The organism is Paenibacillus sp. FSL W8-0186, from assembly GCF_037969765.1.
GTDB lineage: Bacteria > Bacillota > Bacilli > Paenibacillales > Paenibacillaceae > Fontibacillus > Fontibacillus woosongensis.
Genome location: NZ_CP150207.1, coordinates 761174 through 776296 on the forward strand (window position 1 = coordinate 761174; position 15123 = coordinate 776296).

Consider the following 15123-nt stretch of genomic DNA (forward strand, 5'->3'; position numbering starts at 1 on the left):
TTCGTAGCTCCATCCTTCACATAAGAGAGATGCGCCCACTACCCCCTACTATAGCTCATGTATGTGATATCTGTAAGGAAGACATTTTCTGGTTCTCCTAGATCGAACATGCACTCCAGCAGATCAGGACAAGTACGACGTTCCTGCGATTATGAAGGAGAAAAGGGATGGACTGATTATTCTAATCATGGCTAACAAGAATCATAGTGCTCCATATTGGCATGAGGTACAATGGAATGAGAAATATCCAATAGGTGGGTATAAAATTGACCATCGTATGGATACAAAGCCACCTTTTAAGTGAGGCGCAAAACGGTATGTTGAAATTTCGATATTTAGATGCAAACAGCAATAGTGGCTTTATTATCAATTTGCTGGAAATTATTAACGAAAAATGGAGTAACATATATTGGGGAGTGGGTGATATTGAGATAATTCCCAGATATAAAGGTGATTATCCTGGTTATGGACAAAATAAATCTATCGAAGTAGCTTTTGATTTTGGAAACAAAGTTGAACGGGAAAAAATTGCTTATTTGACACTGTCGCAGTTCATGGAAGTACTGGATGATACTCAAACAATAAGAAACGCTGTTCTTATTTGCTTTCCGAACGACGTCCCATTTGATTATAATCTTCGTCCAAGGGTTGAGGCAAAGGATCATAATAAAATACAGCATGAGTTAGCACAATTAGAGATTAGGATCTTAGATGGCGATTTATTTTGTATTTTGGCCAAAGAGAATGAGGTTATATTATTGTTAGAGGAACAGATGCAGGAATTTATCCTGACTTAATCATTGATAAATAACTTGAAACCTTGATCGACTCTATGTCTTTCAGGGTTTCTCTTTTGATTGATAAGGAGTTATAAAATGGTGAATATTAAAAACAGTGAAATAATTGAAGATACACTTAATGGATCTTGGGTATACGAAAGAATTATCAAGTTTGAATATAAGGTTGAGGATGATTTAGAAGACAATTATTTCGGGACATTGGATTTGACCTTTCAAGTAACTCTTCTAAAAACAAAAGAACCATTTAAAGTGAAGTTTAGGTATCATACCGTTGATGACTTAACGATACGAAAGGCAACTACAATTCCATTGTCAAGGGATCTAATAGTTCATGATTTGAAGGAACAAGGCCTGGTAAGTACTCAGCGTTATCATGTACATGATGATAGTGGATATGGTGAAAATGATGGCTTTCAATTTATTGAGTTTTATTGCACTTCCATTGAAGTGATTTCAGTAGAAGAATATTATAAGTAGTGAGGATCTCTATATTTACAACTTGGTAAAAATATTAATAAAGCCTATTCCAACTCAGTACCTGAGGGGGATAAGCCTTTTTATTAGAAAAAAGGATCCTGTAGCGAGACTGGAACGAGTATTTACAAACTAATATGAAAAAATGCAGCTGAATGGGCTAGTAAGAGGGAAGATGAATTACGAACGAAGGTTAGGAGTAATGCAGAGCAAAACGCCGCTGCAAGAGAAGCGTCGAAGTGCAATGATCGGAGTGAGCATACACTTTTGAGTTAAAGGCTGCTTTACATTCAATACATCTTTACATACCCCGCAGGGGTATAATATAATAATTCTTAAGGAAAGGAGTGATAGCCGTATGACAGAACCTAGGGAAACGGAGCATCATTGTGCGGATCCCTCAGCAGATTCGTCCGCAGATGAGAGACGCAGTCATCATTCCGATGAGCTGAAGAGCAATCTGAACCGGCGTCTTAACCGGATTGAAGGGCAAATTCGGGGAATTAAGGGGATGATCGACAAGGATACGTACTGCGACGACGTTCTCAACCAAATTGCGGCTGTACAGTCGGCTCTGAACAGTGTTGGCAGGCTGCTGCTTGAAGGCCATATGAAGAGCTGCGTCATTGAACGCATCCAGGCCGGGGAGACCGAAGTGGTGGAAGAGCTCCTGGTTACGGTGAATAAGCTGATGAAATAATGGCTGGAATGAATGCTAATCATATAACCGGATGAATTAGAGGAGGAATGGAAATGCAAACAGTTACCTTAAACGTAGAAGGAATGTCCTGCAATCACTGCGTGAACTCCATCGAGGGCGCGGTATCCAAGCTTGGAGCGAGCGCCAAGGTCGATTTGTCGGCCAAAAACGTCACGGTCAGCTATGACGAGGGCAAGCTTAGTGTAGAGACGATCAAGGAAGCGATCGAAGATCAGGGCTACGACGTGGTATAACGCAATACAGAGCTGTCCGGGAGTACAAGAAATCTTGTGATCCGGGCAGCTTTTTTATGAAAATCAGATATTCCATCAGCTAATCCAAGTGTTAGTCGCCTCAATCACTTTCCAGGCCCCGTCCTTCAATTCCAGCTGGATGGCTATGCCGACGGCCCCGTTACCGGATCGGTACTTCATGCCTTCAATGACGGCTCCGTGCTCGCTGATTTCCACCTTATCGATTTGGAGCAGCACGCCGCTCAGTACCATCCCGTTAACGGTAAAATCGTCGCCCTCGCTTTCCTTCAACTGCTCGAAAGTCGCGTCCCTAACCGGGGCGGCAAACCTGCTGCTGATGTATTCCTCGATATACTGCTTATCTTCCTCTGTTAATTGCGTCAGTACGCTGAAATCTATCGCAATGTATTTCAAGTCCTCATTCAAGGCTTCGTCGATCGGCATCATCGCTTCAAAAACCAGGCCGTACAGTTGCCCCGCGCTCCCATCGGCTTCGGGATTCGAAGTTGTGTCCTGATCATTCTCAGTCTCCCCAGGTTCCCCGGCTTCCGCTTCGAGGTACCCAGCAGCATCTGCTTCATTCTCGCCATCGGCTCCGGCACTGACAGGTTCAGGGCGCTGCTCAAAGGCGGCGGGCTGTGGAACGCCTGGCTCGCTGTTAAGCTCCTTTGTATTTTTACAGCCTGCAATGAGCAGGAATATCGCAATGACGCAGGCAACAAGCAGCACAAAACGCATAGTACGCATGGTATGACCCCTCCCATCTAATTAAACGGTAGCAGGGTCACAATAGTTGCCTCGGGTTGGGATGTTTTAGCAAAATATGATAGGGATTATACATTAGGACAAAATAGACTCGATGATCTCCGCCAACTGGGCAAGACTGCGCTCCATGTCATCCAGGGAAGCAAAGGCATATGACAGGCGGATATGCTGGTTCGCGTCCCGGTCGTACAGATGGCCGGGATTAATGAGAATGTTCCGGCGCAGCGCCTGGTCGAACAGGGTTCTCGCGGGAAGCGGGGCATGCAGCTTGAGCCAGACATAAAAGCCGCCAGCAGGCACTTTCCAGCTTGCGATACCAGCGAAATGCCTGTCTAGGCTGTTCAGCATGACGGCACGGCGCTCCCTCAGCCGTTCACGAATCCGCTCCATATGCTGCTCGTACATTCCGCTGCCCAGCCACTCGGCGGCTGCCTGCTGGGACAATGTGCTGGAGCCGTAGTCGCTTTGCATCTTGATGTCGGCGAGCCGCTCCAGTACGGGCTGAGGACCGGCGATCCAGCCGATGCGCAGGCCGGGGCTGACCGTCTTGGACAAGCTGCCCAGATAAAGGACGTTCCCGCTGGCATCCCTGGCTTTAAGCGGGCGGGGAGGGGGAGCGTCCAGCCATAAGTCGCGATATACGTCGTCTTCGATCACCGGCAGGCCCCCGGCTTCGGTAACCTCCATCAGCTGCCCGCGGCGTGCCTCGCTCATTATTGTACCCGACGGGTTATGGAAGGTTGGGATCGTATACAGCAATGAAGCGTTGTACTGCCTGGCGTAAGCGCCGACCAAATCGGCCCGCAGGCCGTTCTCGTCCATCGGGACGCCGCGCAGCTTCATGCCCGCGGATTGAAACACAGGAACGGAGTACAGGTAGGAGGGACGTTCTACAAGCACGGCCGAACCCGGCTCGAGCAATCCGACGGAGATGAGCTGCAGCGCCTGCAGCGCCCCGGAGACGATAAGCACGGAAGCGGGAGAGGCCGCGATGCCGAGCTTCTGGAGCCGGGCTGCAAGCAGAACGCGAAGCCGCAGGTCTCCCATCGGCTCCCCATATCCAAGTGGGGGAGTCCGATCTGCCACGCGGCGCAGTACATTGCTCATCTCCAGGTGCGGAAGCAGCTCGGGCGACAGTTCTCCCGTGCCGAGCCGGATCACACCGGGATGGAACTCGGCGCGGTTGATCTCCTGGACGGCGGGCAGGTTGGGCCGATGGATGCCGGATTTGACATAGTCGTTCCAATTTGTCGGCGGCGTAGCAGCGAGCGCACCCCACGTATGGTTGACTACCCGAGTTCCGCCGCCTTTGCAGCCCTCCAGCATCCCGGCGGCCGTGAGCTCGTCCAAGGCAGTCACAACCGTGCTGCGATTCACCTTGAAGGCCTCGGCCAATTTGCGCTGCGAAGGGATGCGGGTGCCTACCGGCCACTCACCGCCGACGATTTTGTCCCGGATATACTGTGTGATTTGCATATGCAGCGGGGTAGCCGATTGACGGCTGGGCTGCCAGTGGGATTGCTCCATAACCATCCTCCAACGTCGCGATGTGCAGGTGCGCAGTGGCACCATGCCAAGTTTCATTTAATCCTATTATATAATTTGGTTGGTTTGCTATCCATCCAAATGGCTGGAGCCAAACCCGTCTCTTACTGCTTACAATGAGAACAGCAACTTTTGCAGAAAACGGAGGAATCATTGTATGTGGGAAGCGACGATATATGGCCTGGTCCTGGCATTTGGACTGATACTGCCGCTTGGCGTGCAGAATGTATTCGTATTTAACCAGGGAGCGGGGCACCGCAAGTTTCGCCACGCCCTGCCTGCGGTCATAACGGCGGCTTTATGTGATACGCTATTGATTATGCTTGCGGTTGCCGGGGTCTCCCTGATCGTTCTAACGATATCCTGGCTGAAAATATTGCTGTTCATTGTTGGCGCATTGTTCATGCTGTACATGGGCTGGTCGATTTGGCGGAGCCGTCCGGATTTGCCAGCGGCTGGTGAAGCCAGCCTCCCGGCGGGTAAACAAATTGTATTCGCGCTTTCCGTGTCGCTGCTCAATCCCCATGCTATCATGGATACGATCGGCGTAATCGGCACGAGCTCGCTTCGCTTCGAGGGACTGGATAAAGCATTGTTTGCCGGCGCAGCCGTCGCGGTATCGTGGGTCTGGTTTCTGGGGCTGTGCTGGATGGGACGCCTGATTGGCGGCATGGATCCAAGCAGGAGACTGCTGCGTCATATCAATAAGCTGTCGGCGCTCATCGTCTGGGCCATGGCAGGGTATATTGTGATTCAGTTATTTTGAGTAGAAAGCATGAATGCATTGAAAGGAGAGAGAACCAAGCGATGAATAACGAAAATATTACCGATGCGATGGAGTCTATGAACGAAACGATGGCCTTGCTGCTTAACCACCGCTCCATCCGTAAATTTACGGATCAGGCGTTGACGCGGGAGCAGGTCGAAACGATCATTGCTGCCGGACAAGCGGCTTCGTCCTCCAGCAATGTTCAAGCTTACAGCGTGATCGCCGTGACCGAGGAGCCGCTTAAAGCAGAGCTGGCCCGGCTTAGCGGCAATCAAGCGTACGTGTACAGCTGTCCCGTGTTTTTGGTGTGGTGTGCCGATTTGTCGAGATTGAAGATGGCGGCGCAGCAACACCGGGCTGGTCAGGAAACTTACGAAGGCTCTATGGAAAATCTGATCGTAGCGACCGTAGATACCGCATTGGCGGCCCAGAACGCCGCAGTTGCCGCTGAGTCACTGGGCCTTGGCATTGTGTATATCGGCGGCATCCGCAATCAAATCGCCGAGGTCGCCAGCCTGCTAGGTTTGCCAGAGCTCGTCTATCCTGTGTTCGGGATGTGCGTCGGCTACCCGGACCAACAGCCCGTGCTTCGTCCAAGGCTGCCGCAGCAGGCGGTTCTGCATTGGAACGGCTATGACGCGTCCGGTTCGGAGAAGCATGTCGAACGGTATGACGAGATCATGTCGGCGTATTTGCGCGAAAGAACCGGGGGAGCCAAAGACACACCGTGGTCGGAGCTGATGGCGGATAAGCTCGCACAGCCTTCGCGAATGCATATGGCTTCCTTTTTACGTGAACGGGGGTTTGGCACGAAGTAAAGAAACTCTTCAACTACGCCTATATACCGTAAAAACGCTTCGTATTCTCGCGCAGCCGGCAGCGCGCCTCCTCTGGGGCGATGCCTTGAATGGCGGCCCAAGCTTCGGCGACCTTCAGCACCATGGCCGGCTGGGTAAGCTGCCCTGCAAACGGCCCTTCGAAAGGCCAGGGGCCATCCGTCTCCGCCATCACCTGATCGAGGGGATAGCTACGGGCGAGCTCCATGATTTCTGGTTCATAGAGCAGATCCGGAGTAAATGAAATGTAATAGCCGCGATCGGCCATTTTTCGCACCGTATGCTTTGCGCCCTTGAACCAGTGGAAGTGAGCCTTGCGAATGCGGTAGCGCTCCAATAGATCGCACGCGAGCTCGGCATCCTCGTACACGGCATGAAGCACGACGGGTTTGCCATGTTGCCCGGCAAAGCTAAGGAACCGCTCCAGCAGCTGTACATATGCGTGCAGGTCGAGGGAGCGGCCTTCCTTGGCCATCTGACGGCGAAGATAGTAAGGCAGGCCAATTTCTCCTACGGCGATTATGCGGGGGGCCTTGCGCTCCATCCAGGACAACAGCCGGCTGACTTCCTCCTCATTTGGGAGGGGGTTCTCCGGATGATAGCCGAAGGCTGGATGGATGATTCCCGGGTACCGCTCGGCAAGAGCCAGGTTAGCCATTGAGGACTCCAGATTTGTGGATACGCACACAAGCCCCTCGATACCGCTGAATTGCATATTTTTCACAATACGCTTGATATCGGCATCGCTATACTGGTCCAGGTGGATATGGGCATCAATCATGCTCTGTGAATTCCCTCCCCATTCGTTGGTATGACTTCGTTAACCTCATTATATCTGTTCACCCAATAAACCACAGCATCGCCTCAATCGATTAAGTCCCGTTAAAGTGCTTGTGGAGGGCGTCGAGCGGCGGGAGGGGTTGAGTTTTGCCATGGCAGCTGCGCCGTACTTGCGCAAGGATATCTGTTTGGCCGCCCCGGAAAGCCGTGAAGTGGTGCAGATGGTGAAATGACCCTGCCGTATTTTTACAGTTCATTTGCTTTTTTCCTGAGATCAGGATATAATTAAAAATGGTCGATTCAAGTGAGGCATACCTGAAATTCACCCTTTGAAAAGAGTGTCACCTTGTGAGATGGAGCTTTTTTCAATGTGTGAATTTTTTTTGTAAAAATGAACATGTTAATATTTTTAGAGGTATCCTCATGGAAACTGGAACAGTAAAATGGTTTAACGCTGAGAAAGGCTTCGGCTTTATCGAAGTGGAAGGCGGAAACGACGTATTCGTACACTTTAGCGCGATTACAGGCGAAGGCTTCAAAACGCTGGACGAAGGCCAACAAGTTCAATTTAACGTTGTTCAAGGCAACCGCGGACCACAAGCCGAAAACGTAGTCAAACTTTAATGCAGGCTCAGCTGCTCTTAACGAACTCCGTTAAGGGCAGTTCTGTTAAAGATGTTGATCGTGGTTTGTCTATAGTGAAATTACGTCCAAGGAGGATGAACATGAATTACCGTAAAAAAACGTTAGAAGAAATTCCTGAGGAGAACACGCCGGTCTGGTCTTGTACGAGCGAGAGCTGCAACGGATGGATGAGGGATAATTTTGCGTTTGATTACACTCCGGCATGTCCTCTGTGTTCTTCGGAAATGGAGAAGGGGATGCGCATGCTTCCCCAATTGGTGAACACAACTTGGATCAGAAGTCGCTGCCTAAAGGCGTAAGAATCGAATAGCTAGTCACTGATCGACAAGCAAAAGCAGTTGCAGCTCCAAACAACGGAGCGCAGCTGCTTTTTTGCATACTATAGAGGGCTGAGGAGCGAGATGGTTAGATCGCTGGTGGCGGTCATTGAGACTCTGGTTTTGCTAGGTAAATGTATTTTATACAGCTAGTTAAGGCTGTTTGTTAAAAAAACCATGCGTTAAATGTAAAACATGCAGTTAGTTTGCCTAAATAGAGCCAATTCGCCGAAAAACCTTGAAACTAAATGCAGGTTTTGCAGTTAGTTCCCTCCAACACGCCCAAATCGGATGAACTAACTGCATGAAATGCACCTATTTACCTTGGCATGAACACATCTAGTTACCCTGGTGTGAAATGCATCAGTCACCTGATCTTGCCCAACTAGTTACCCGTGCCTAACCATCTGCTTACCCCAGCTGATTGTAGCTTTTCCAATACAAAATAGCGAGTTGTGTCCGGTCGCGAACCTGCAGCTTGGCGAGAATGTCGGTAATGTAGTTTTTGACGGTGCCCTCGCTAAGGAACAGTTTTTGGGCAATCTCCTTGTTGGACATGCCGTCCGCAATCAGGGCTACGACATTTTGCTCGGCTGGGGTTAGTCCTGCTGCCCGCAATTTGCTCTGTACGGAGTCGGCTGGCGCGGCGGAACCCGAGCTGGAAGAAGCTGAACCGGAAGAAGCCCCGCCGGAAGAAGCCCCGCCGGAAGAAGCCCCATCGGAAGTAGCCGAACCGGAAAAAGAAGCCCCGTCAGAGGAAGCCCTGCCGGAAGAAGCCCGACCCGGAAGCTGCTCGGACCGTCCTGCCGCATCGCCAGCACTTTGTTCAGCCCCAGCCCCAGCCCCAGCTTTGTGCGCATCAGCCCGGAGCATTCCGGTCAGCTTGCGGGCAATGTCCGGATGGATGAGCATGCTGCCGCTATGTACAGTTTTGATCCCCTCGATAATCCGGCTGGGCGGGATATTTTTGAGCAGATACCCGCTGGCACCGCTTTGCAAGGCTTCGATAATGAACTCATCATCATCGAAAGTGGTCAGGATGAGCACCGAGGTCTGCGGAAAAAGCGCCTTGATCCGCTTCGTTCCCTCCACGCCATCGCATTCCGGCATCCGGATATCCATGAGCACCACGTCCGGCACAGGCATCCCGCCGCTCTCCAGCTGATTTACGGCCTCCAGGCCATGACACGCCGTGCCAACGACTTCAATTTGGGGATCCATGCCTATTAGCAGGGATAAGCTCTCCCGAATGAATGGATCGTCGTCCACGATTAATACGGATAAATGCACTCCTGCAGCTGCGTTTGCGTTCGTTGTTGTGTTTGTCATGGCAGCCTATTCACACTCCCGATTATAAAATATCTCCTTGATGCGTCACGGGAAGCCGGGTCGTTACGGTAAAGCAAGGCTCTACCTCGACCTCCAGCCTTCCTCCCGCGACCTGGCATCGTTCCCGCATTCCCGACATCCCTAAGCCAGCCGTTCTGCTGTTATTCCAGTGGGGCGGCGGCACCTTCCCGTCATTGCTGACGGCCATGCGGACCTCGTCGTCCCCGTAGGCCAGCCGGATTTCGACTGCGCCGGGCTGACCGTGCTTTAACGCATTGGTCAGGGCCTCCCGCGCATTTTTATACAGAATGATCTCCAGGCTTGGATATAACGGGTAAGGCTGTCCCTCTACGGACAGCGTCGTCCGGATGCCGTTCTCCCGGCCGATTTCCTCCAGCATCAGGCTCAGCGCCTGAATTCCCGTCGTCTCGGAAGGCGGCTTCAGTCGGCGCACCGTGGCACGCAGCTGGTCGAGACCGGCAGAGAGCTGATCGCGAATTTGCCCAAGCAGGGCCATTCCTTTGTCAGGATCAGCAGGTACGACATGCAGTGCGGCTTCCATCATCATTTTCACACGGATCAGGCGGTGCCCCAGATCATCGTGAAGCTCCCTGGAAATTCGCGTCCGCTCCTCGGCCTGGGCCGCGCCTTCCACCTGCTTGCTGAACAGCATTAAACGGCGATGGGTCTCATTGAGCTCGTAATGCCGTCTGCGGAGGTCATCGTATTTTTGCTGGAGCTCGTCCTGCTTGGTCTTGAACAACTGGAGATAGGCGAGAATGCCTGCCAGCAACGATAGAAACAGCAGCACGCCGAACCTCCAGAACAGCGGCTCGGACAGCATTGTGAAGAAGATTGCGCCGGAATGAAGCCCAAACAGACTGATTCGCACGAACCTGCCGGGCATGGACGAATAGACGAACACCGGTGCCAGAGCCGACAGGCTGGCCAGTCCGCCGTAAATGTAGCAAAGCCATACTGAATAGGCGATGAGCATAAGGCACCAAGCCGTTAAATGGATGCTCTCCTTCGCGAAGCGTCCCAGTACGGCCAACGCGAACAAGGCCAGCATATGGATGACGTACCGGTCATAAGGAGGGTTTGGCAGCAGGAAAATATGTAAAAATCCCGGGAGCAGAATCATCCCGTACAGAAAAGGAAGAAGCGAAGGCTTCTTCATCGTTCTCAACCCTTTTCATCGAAATAAGATGCAATTATTATAGCATTCCTCTGAGAGTTCGGGTGCGGCAAATGGTGACTTTCGTCATTTTATATTGGTGACCATCGATACCTTACGCGGGAAGCGAGGCCTGATACAATGACTACAGAGTCAAAGATGCGTGGGAGGGCGAAAGCAGGATGGCATTCGTAGAAGTAAACAATGTCGTAAAAAGATACGGAGACAAATTGTCCGTCGATCACTTGAATATGACCATTGAAGCCGGGGAAATATTCGGGCTCCTCGGCCCAAACGGAGCAGGGAAGAGCACGACCATGAACATGATCGTCGGGCTACTGCCGATGGATCAAGGCAGCATTACAGTCGACGGGATCCCTGTCAAGGACCGGCCGCTCGATGTAAAGCGCAGAATCGGGCTCGTTCCCCAGGACCTGGCTTTATATGAAAATATGTCTGCGGTGGACAATGTAACGTTTTTTGGCCGATTGTACGGCCTGCGGGGAGGGGAGCTGAAGGAGCGGGTGAAGGAAGCGCTGCGGTTTGTCGGTCTGGAGGAGCGGGCCATGCAGCTGCCGCATACGTTCTCCGGAGGGATGAAACGGAGGCTCAATATCGCCTGCTCGATCGTGCACCGCCCGAAGCTGATCATTATGGATGAGCCAACTGTGGGGATCGATCCCCAGTCACGGAATCATATTCTGGAATCGGTGCGTGAATTGAACCGCATGGGTTCGACAGTAATCTATACGAGCCATTACATGGAGGAGGTCGCCTCCTTATGCGATAGGGTAGCGATTGTCGATCAAGGCCATGTCATTGCCTGCGGGACGGAGCAGGAGCTCCGGGAACGGGTCGCCGGCGAGGAGAAAATCGTTATGACGGCCTCTGGTCTAGGGGAGGCGGTATTGTCCGAGCTGAAGCAGCACCCGCGGATCACCCGCATTTTGGAAAATGAGAATGGTCTGGAGCTGTACACGTCTTCTTCACAGAACGAGCTGCAGGATATTCTGTACATTTGCGCCAAGCATGACGCCGTGATTCATTCTGTAGTATGCGAGCAGCCGACGCTAGAGACGCTGTTCCTCAATCTGACCGGGCGTACGCTGCGGGATTAGGGCTAGGGGGATACGCTGTGAAGCTATGGACAATCGCCTGGTTCGAGCTGCGGATGCTTACGCGGACGCGCGCCGTATTACTGAACTTATTTTTGCTGCCGATGGTGCTTATATTCATTCTGGGCAACGCCCTCTCCAGCAACTTTAAAGACGAGGCAGAAGCTTCGGTTGAGCAGGCCAGGGTTTTGATCGTCGAGCCGAATACCGGGGGAGCTGTACAAGGAGAGCTTGAGGTGGGATTAGGGCTTCGCGAGTTTTTGAACAGCCCGGAAATTAAACAAAGAATGCGGATTGAAAAGACCGTGAGCCGCGAAGAAGCGGTTGAAGCCTTGACCCGGGGCGAAGCAGATTTCGGCGTCATCATTCCATCTGATTTCGAGGAGCGGGTAACAGGGGAAGGAAGCGCAGTGGGAGCTCATTCCCGGAAAAGACAGCATGAAAAATTACGTCGCCCAGATGATCTTCCATGCCTATTTGGATGAGGTCAACCGGATGCAGGCAGCGATCATCGCCTTGGGCCCGCAGGGCATTGGCGAGGCCATGGGAACGATGAGCGGGCTGGAGGCGACGTATGTTGAGACCGCCTCGTTGAATGTAGGGGGCGAGACGTATTCCGCTTTTCAATACTACGCTGCCGCGATGCTGATCATGTTCCTCCTGTACTCGGGACTGTCGGCAAGCATCAGCTTATCCGAAGAGAAGCGCAAGAAGACGCTGTACCGTTTAAATTCGATGCCCGTAAGCACACTGGAGATATTTATGGGGAAAATCGCCGGGAACAGCCTGGTCGCTTTTTTACAGGCCGCCGTCATTATTTGCGGAACGTCATGGTTCTACGGTGTGGACTGGGGCCGTCATCTGTGGATGCTGGCGCTGACCTGTCTGCTCGTAGTGATCGCCTCTATGATGCTGGCCGTGATCCTTACCTTGTTAACCAAATCATCCGCGGCTGCCCGTTCGGCCGTCGTGACAGTCATCGTCGTCATGACTTTTCTGAGCGGGGGTTCCAGCCGATGCCGATGGAGATCATTCAACGGATGGGCGAATTTACGGTGAACCACTGGGCAATGCAGGCCATACTGCGTTTGATGCTCGGGGCGGATCCGGGCGAAGTGATGCATTACTTGATGATGCTGGGCTTATTCTGCGGCCTGCTGCTTGCCGCCGGCATCGTTTCATATCGGAAGGTGGGTTATCATGAGTAGCTTGACGATTGCCTGGAATGTCATAAGACGAACGATCGGCACCAAAAAAGGGCTGCTCGGCTACATCCTGCTGCCGTGCGTCGTTATCTCTCTCGTCATCGCCCTGCTGGGGCAGGAAGAAATGACGCTGTCGCAAATCGCGTACGTGGATCGGGATCAGGGGTTGGCCAGCGCGTTCCTGCTGGAGGAGCTGGCTGACAAGCCCGGCTATGCCTTAAAGAAATATGAGGATGATGCGGCGATGAAGGATGCGCTGCTGTCCAAACAAGCCGCAATAGGCTTTGCCATCCCGGCCGGGTTCACCGAAGGAGTCCGCTCCGGACGCGTCCCTAAGCTCCAGGTATATGATTTGGCAACAAGCGAGGCGACCTTTACCCTTAGAATCAACCTGGATGGGCTTATACGGGGGATGGCGGCTTCCGCAGGGATGGTTAGGACAGCGGCCGGCGAGGGCGGACAGGACAGCGCAGCGCTGGCCGATGTGTTCCGGGAGACGGGAAAACACCGCGTAACCGCCATCGATCAGGAACTTCGGCTCTACCCGAAGGAGGGGCTTAGCACGGTCACCGGCTTTACGCTGTTGTTCCTGATGAGCTTAATCAGCAGCTCGGTGACGCAAATTGTGGAGGACCGCAGCAAGCGGACGATGGCCCGTATATATAGCGCACCGGTCAGAGCGTGGGAGATCGCTGCGGGCAACTTCCTTGGCAGCTTCTTTGTCGGCCTGATCCAGATTGCGGTCGTATTGATGCTCAGCCGCTGGGTGCTGCGATATGATGCCGGCATCCCGCTGCATTTGCACTTTATCGTAATGGCTGCGTTTATGCTCGTAGCGATGGGCATCGCAAGTGCGGCCGCCGGATTGATTCGCAATCCGCAGAACGCCGGGATGCTGAACAATCTGATCATTACCCCGACCTGCATGATCGGGGGCTGCTTCTGGCCGATTTCCTTCATGCCGGAATATATGCAGAAGGCAGCTAATTTCGTGCCGCAGAAGTGGACGATCGAGGCCATCGAGCTGCTCTCCTCGGGAAGCAGTCTGAAGGAAGTCGTTACTCCGCTGCTCATCCTGGTGCTCATGGCGTTCGTGCTGCTGATCATCGGTTCGGCGATCCTTCGCCCCAGTGAGGGGCAGGCAAGGGCATAAGGACGAGGGTGTATATTACAGCAACACAAAAACAGGTTATCCCGTTGACGATCGGCGTCATCCGGATAACCTGTTTGCCGTTCAAGGACGCGGCAGAGAAAATGTAGTGGAAAAAGATTGCATCCCTATATAAAATTTAATATGTTGGAAAGAAGCGTGGGTCGGTCAACCCGCATGAAGCTGTCCTGTGATGCGGCGGTATTCCTTAAGCATGAACAGCCGCCAGCGGAGAATCATTCCGTAGGCCAGCAGGAAAAATACGGAGCCCGTCTGAAGCACGGAGATATATTGCTCTACGACTTCATGCAGGACGAGTCTCAGCGCAAGCAAGCCGATCAGGATATAGGCAAAGCCGCGGGTACGTTTGGCGTATACCTCGCCGTCGATCAGTTCGAATTGTGTGCTGCGATTCAGCGGGTAAGAGAAGAATAACCAACCTACGGCAAAGGCGACGGCGCCCCAAAGAATTGGGATATGAAATTCAGGAACGATGAACATCCCGAAGCCGGTAGTCATGCCTAGCGGCGGAATAATGATCTTCTTGACCGTTACGGGCCTGCGGCTGGCTTTTAACCGGATAAACAGCGCGAGTGCAGCCATAACGATGGCTCCGACGGTTACAAAAACCTGCATATAAGAAGGAATGGTGATATTCATAGAATGTCCCTTTCTTGAACATGTGTAGTTGGCGAGACCATTATAACATAAATCACATACGGAAAATAAAAATGAGCCCAAGGCTCGCGAAATCATCAGCGCGCCCGTGTTTCAAGGATATGACGGAAAGGGGAAAGGAATATGAACAGCGAGTTTACAGTTGCCCTGCATTGCCTTCTTTTTTTGCATATGAATGCCCATTGCATTGCCAACAGCGAGAAAATTGCGGCGAGCGTGGCTACGCATCCTGCCCGGGTCCGCAAGGTGCTGAGCCTGCTAAAGAAGCAAGGGTATGTGTCGACAAAAGAAGGAGTGGGCGGCGGCTACTTGCTCAGCGCCGATTTGAACGCCATCAGCCTTGGCGACTTGTACCGCCTGTTCGCGAGAGGCACCCTTCAGCCAGGCTGGTGCTCGGGCAGCCAGGAATCGCCCTGCCAGGTATCCTCGAAGATGCGTGAGGTCATGGACCGGATTTTTGCCGGAGGTGAGGATCAGCTTGAGCGGTATTTTGATGAAATCAAAGTATCCCGGGTGAAGGGATTGCTTCAGGAGCTGCGGGCTGAGGCAGGTTCGTAAATCAACCAACCAATAGGGGGAGAAAG

General features: G+C 52.3%; 20 protein-coding genes. 14 read left to right on the forward strand and 6 right to left on the reverse strand.

Annotated features, from left to right (window positions below):
• The first annotated feature begins 266 nt into the window (after positions 1-266).
• The 4 genes from MKX50_RS03155 to copZ all read left to right on the forward strand — a co-directional run bounded on the left by MKX50_RS03155 (position 267) and on the right by copZ (position 2228).
• Positions 267-797 carry a hypothetical protein gene (locus MKX50_RS03155; RefSeq protein ID WP_339158396.1) on the forward strand — a complete coding sequence of 177 codons (531 nt, stop codon included), beginning with the start codon at positions 267-269 and terminating at the stop codon, positions 795-797.
• 78 nt (positions 798-875) lie between these two features.
• Positions 876-1277, forward strand: a complete 402-nt coding sequence (locus tag MKX50_RS03160) for a hypothetical protein (RefSeq protein WP_339158397.1) — start codon at positions 876-878, stop codon at positions 1275-1277.
• Between the two features lie 355 nt (positions 1278-1632).
• Entirely contained in the window at positions 1633-1974 is a 342-nt protein-coding gene (locus MKX50_RS03165; protein WP_155611755.1) for a metal-sensitive transcriptional regulator, read from the forward strand.
• 53 nt (positions 1975-2027) lie between these two features.
• The gene (copZ, locus tag MKX50_RS03170) at positions 2028-2228 is read left to right on the forward strand and encodes a copper chaperone CopZ (protein WP_155611756.1); all 201 of its coding nucleotides are present in this window, start codon (positions 2028-2030) and stop codon (positions 2226-2228) included.
• Between the two features lie 75 nt (positions 2229-2303).
• Here copZ and MKX50_RS03175 read toward each other — a convergent pair whose 3' ends face one another.
• Positions 2304-2975, reverse strand: coding sequence for a hypothetical protein (locus MKX50_RS03175; RefSeq protein ID WP_339158398.1), 672 nt, complete (start codon positions 2973-2975; stop codon positions 2304-2306).
• A 93-nt stretch (positions 2976-3068) separates the two neighbouring features.
• Positions 3069-4520 carry a PLP-dependent aminotransferase family protein gene (locus tag MKX50_RS03180; RefSeq protein WP_339158399.1) on the reverse strand — a complete coding sequence of 484 codons (1452 nt, stop codon included), beginning with the start codon at positions 4518-4520 and terminating at the stop codon, positions 3069-3071.
• Positions 4521-4695: 175 nt separating this feature from the next.
• Between MKX50_RS03180 and MKX50_RS03185 the strand changes: the two genes are divergently transcribed.
• Both MKX50_RS03185 and nfsA read left to right on the forward strand, forming a co-directional pair.
• A complete protein-coding gene (locus MKX50_RS03185) occupies positions 4696-5304 on the forward strand; it encodes a LysE/ArgO family amino acid transporter (protein ID WP_213591011.1) in 609 nt (202 codons plus the stop codon).
• 77 nt (positions 5305-5381) lie between these two features.
• Positions 5382-6125, forward strand: a complete 744-nt coding sequence (nfsA, locus tag MKX50_RS03190) for an oxygen-insensitive NADPH nitroreductase (protein WP_155611949.1) — start codon at positions 5382-5384, stop codon at positions 6123-6125.
• Positions 6126-6144: 19 nt separating this feature from the next.
• Here nfsA and MKX50_RS03195 read toward each other — a convergent pair whose 3' ends face one another.
• A complete protein-coding gene (locus MKX50_RS03195; protein ID WP_155611760.1) occupies positions 6145-6924 on the reverse strand; it encodes a TatD family hydrolase in 780 nt (259 codons plus the stop codon).
• Positions 6925-7346: 422 nt separating this feature from the next.
• Between MKX50_RS03195 and MKX50_RS03200 the strand changes: the two genes are divergently transcribed.
• Both MKX50_RS03200 and MKX50_RS03205 read left to right on the forward strand, forming a co-directional pair.
• Positions 7347-7547 carry a cold-shock protein gene (locus MKX50_RS03200; protein WP_155611761.1) on the forward strand — a complete coding sequence of 67 codons (201 nt, stop codon included), beginning with the start codon at positions 7347-7349 and terminating at the stop codon, positions 7545-7547.
• Positions 7548-7648: 101 nt separating this feature from the next.
• On the forward strand, positions 7649-7867 hold the full coding sequence (locus MKX50_RS03205) for a cold-shock protein (RefSeq protein WP_339158401.1): 219 nt from the start codon (positions 7649-7651) through the stop codon (positions 7865-7867).
• A 429-nt stretch (positions 7868-8296) separates the two neighbouring features.
• Here MKX50_RS03205 and MKX50_RS03210 read toward each other — a convergent pair whose 3' ends face one another.
• Together MKX50_RS03210 and MKX50_RS03215 are read right to left on the reverse strand one after the other, a co-directional pair.
• Positions 8297-9214 carry a response regulator transcription factor gene (locus MKX50_RS03210; protein ID WP_339158402.1) on the reverse strand — a complete coding sequence of 306 codons (918 nt, stop codon included), beginning with the start codon at positions 9212-9214 and terminating at the stop codon, positions 8297-8299.
• A 22-nt stretch (positions 9215-9236) separates the two neighbouring features.
• On the reverse strand, positions 9237-10394 hold the full coding sequence (locus MKX50_RS03215) for a sensor histidine kinase (RefSeq protein WP_339158403.1): 1158 nt from the start codon (positions 10392-10394) through the stop codon (positions 9237-9239).
• Positions 10395-10573: 179 nt separating this feature from the next.
• On the opposite strand from MKX50_RS03215, the gene MKX50_RS03220 reads away from it, so the two are divergent.
• From MKX50_RS03220 to MKX50_RS03240, 5 genes are read left to right on the forward strand one after another with little or no spacing between them, the layout of a single operon-like run.
• Complete coding sequence (locus tag MKX50_RS03220; RefSeq protein WP_339158404.1) at positions 10574-11509, forward strand: ABC transporter ATP-binding protein; 936 nt, start codon at positions 10574-10576, stop codon at positions 11507-11509.
• Between the two features lie 17 nt (positions 11510-11526).
• Positions 11527-11991 carry an ABC transporter permease gene (locus MKX50_RS03225; protein WP_339158405.1) on the forward strand — a complete coding sequence of 155 codons (465 nt, stop codon included), beginning with the start codon at positions 11527-11529 and terminating at the stop codon, positions 11989-11991.
• On the forward strand, positions 11945-12565 hold the full coding sequence (locus MKX50_RS03230; RefSeq protein ID WP_339158406.1) for an ABC transporter permease: 621 nt from the start codon (positions 11945-11947) through the stop codon (positions 12563-12565). Before MKX50_RS03225 ends, MKX50_RS03230 begins: the two co-directional genes overlap by 47 nt.
• Positions 12547-12714: a hypothetical protein gene (locus tag MKX50_RS03235; RefSeq protein ID WP_339158407.1), complete on the forward strand. Its 168-nt coding sequence runs from the start codon at positions 12547-12549 to the stop codon at positions 12712-12714. The genes MKX50_RS03230 and MKX50_RS03235 overlap by 19 nt, the downstream gene beginning before the upstream one ends.
• Entirely contained in the window at positions 12707-13864 is a 1158-nt protein-coding gene (locus MKX50_RS03240; protein WP_339158408.1) for an ABC transporter permease, read from the forward strand. The genes MKX50_RS03235 and MKX50_RS03240 overlap by 8 nt, the downstream gene beginning before the upstream one ends.
• A gap of 165 nt (positions 13865-14029) precedes the next feature.
• Here MKX50_RS03240 and MKX50_RS03245 read toward each other — a convergent pair whose 3' ends face one another.
• Positions 14030-14521, reverse strand: a complete 492-nt coding sequence (locus MKX50_RS03245; RefSeq protein ID WP_213591018.1) for a cytochrome c biogenesis protein CcdC — start codon at positions 14519-14521, stop codon at positions 14030-14032.
• A gap of 141 nt (positions 14522-14662) precedes the next feature.
• On the opposite strand from MKX50_RS03245, the gene MKX50_RS03250 reads away from it, so the two are divergent.
• Positions 14663-15097 (forward strand): Rrf2 family transcriptional regulator, encoded by a 435-nt coding sequence (locus tag MKX50_RS03250; protein ID WP_213591019.1) that lies wholly within the window; start codon positions 14663-14665, stop codon positions 15095-15097.
• The last annotated feature ends 26 nt before the right edge of the window (positions 15098-15123 follow it).

Bases quoted from the DNA above. Each gene is read 5' to 3' on its own strand.
- MKX50_RS03160 (WP_339158397.1), top strand. From the start codon at position 876: ATGGTGAATATTAAAAACAGTGAAATAATTGAAGATACACTTAATGGA.
- MKX50_RS03165 (WP_155611755.1), top strand. From the start codon at position 1,633: ATGACAGAACCTAGGGAAACGGAGCATCATTGTGCGGATCCCTCAGCA.
- copZ (WP_155611756.1), top strand. From the start codon at position 2,028: ATGCAAACAGTTACCTTAAACGTAGAAGGAATGTCCTGCAATCACTGC.
- MKX50_RS03175 (WP_339158398.1), bottom strand. From the start codon at position 2,975: ATGCGTACTATGCGTTTTGTGCTGCTTGTTGCCTGCGTCATTGCGATA.
- MKX50_RS03180 (WP_339158399.1), bottom strand. From the start codon at position 4,520: ATGGAGCAATCCCACTGGCAGCCCAGCCGTCAATCGGCTACCCCGCTG.
- MKX50_RS03185 (WP_213591011.1), top strand. From the start codon at position 4,696: ATGTGGGAAGCGACGATATATGGCCTGGTCCTGGCATTTGGACTGATA.
- nfsA (WP_155611949.1), top strand. From the start codon at position 5,382: ATGAACGAAACGATGGCCTTGCTGCTTAACCACCGCTCCATCCGTAAA.
- MKX50_RS03195 (WP_155611760.1), bottom strand. From the start codon at position 6,924: ATGATTGATGCCCATATCCACCTGGACCAGTATAGCGATGCCGATATC.
- MKX50_RS03200 (WP_155611761.1), top strand. From the start codon at position 7,347: ATGGAAACTGGAACAGTAAAATGGTTTAACGCTGAGAAAGGCTTCGGC.
- MKX50_RS03205 (WP_339158401.1), top strand. From the start codon at position 7,649: ATGAATTACCGTAAAAAAACGTTAGAAGAAATTCCTGAGGAGAACACG.
- MKX50_RS03210 (WP_339158402.1), bottom strand. From the start codon at position 9,214: ATGACAAACACAACAACGAACGCAAACGCAGCTGCAGGAGTGCATTTA.
- MKX50_RS03215 (WP_339158403.1), bottom strand. From the start codon at position 10,394: ATGAAGAAGCCTTCGCTTCTTCCTTTTCTGTACGGGATGATTCTGCTC.
- MKX50_RS03220 (WP_339158404.1), top strand. From the start codon at position 10,574: ATGGCATTCGTAGAAGTAAACAATGTCGTAAAAAGATACGGAGACAAA.
- MKX50_RS03230 (WP_339158406.1), top strand. From the start codon at position 11,945: ATGAAAAATTACGTCGCCCAGATGATCTTCCATGCCTATTTGGATGAG.
- MKX50_RS03235 (WP_339158407.1), top strand. From the start codon at position 12,547: ATGGGCGAATTTACGGTGAACCACTGGGCAATGCAGGCCATACTGCGT.
- MKX50_RS03240 (WP_339158408.1), top strand. From the start codon at position 12,707: ATGAGTAGCTTGACGATTGCCTGGAATGTCATAAGACGAACGATCGGC.
- MKX50_RS03245 (WP_213591018.1), bottom strand. From the start codon at position 14,521: ATGAATATCACCATTCCTTCTTATATGCAGGTTTTTGTAACCGTCGGA.
- MKX50_RS03250 (WP_213591019.1), top strand. From the start codon at position 14,663: ATGAACAGCGAGTTTACAGTTGCCCTGCATTGCCTTCTTTTTTTGCAT.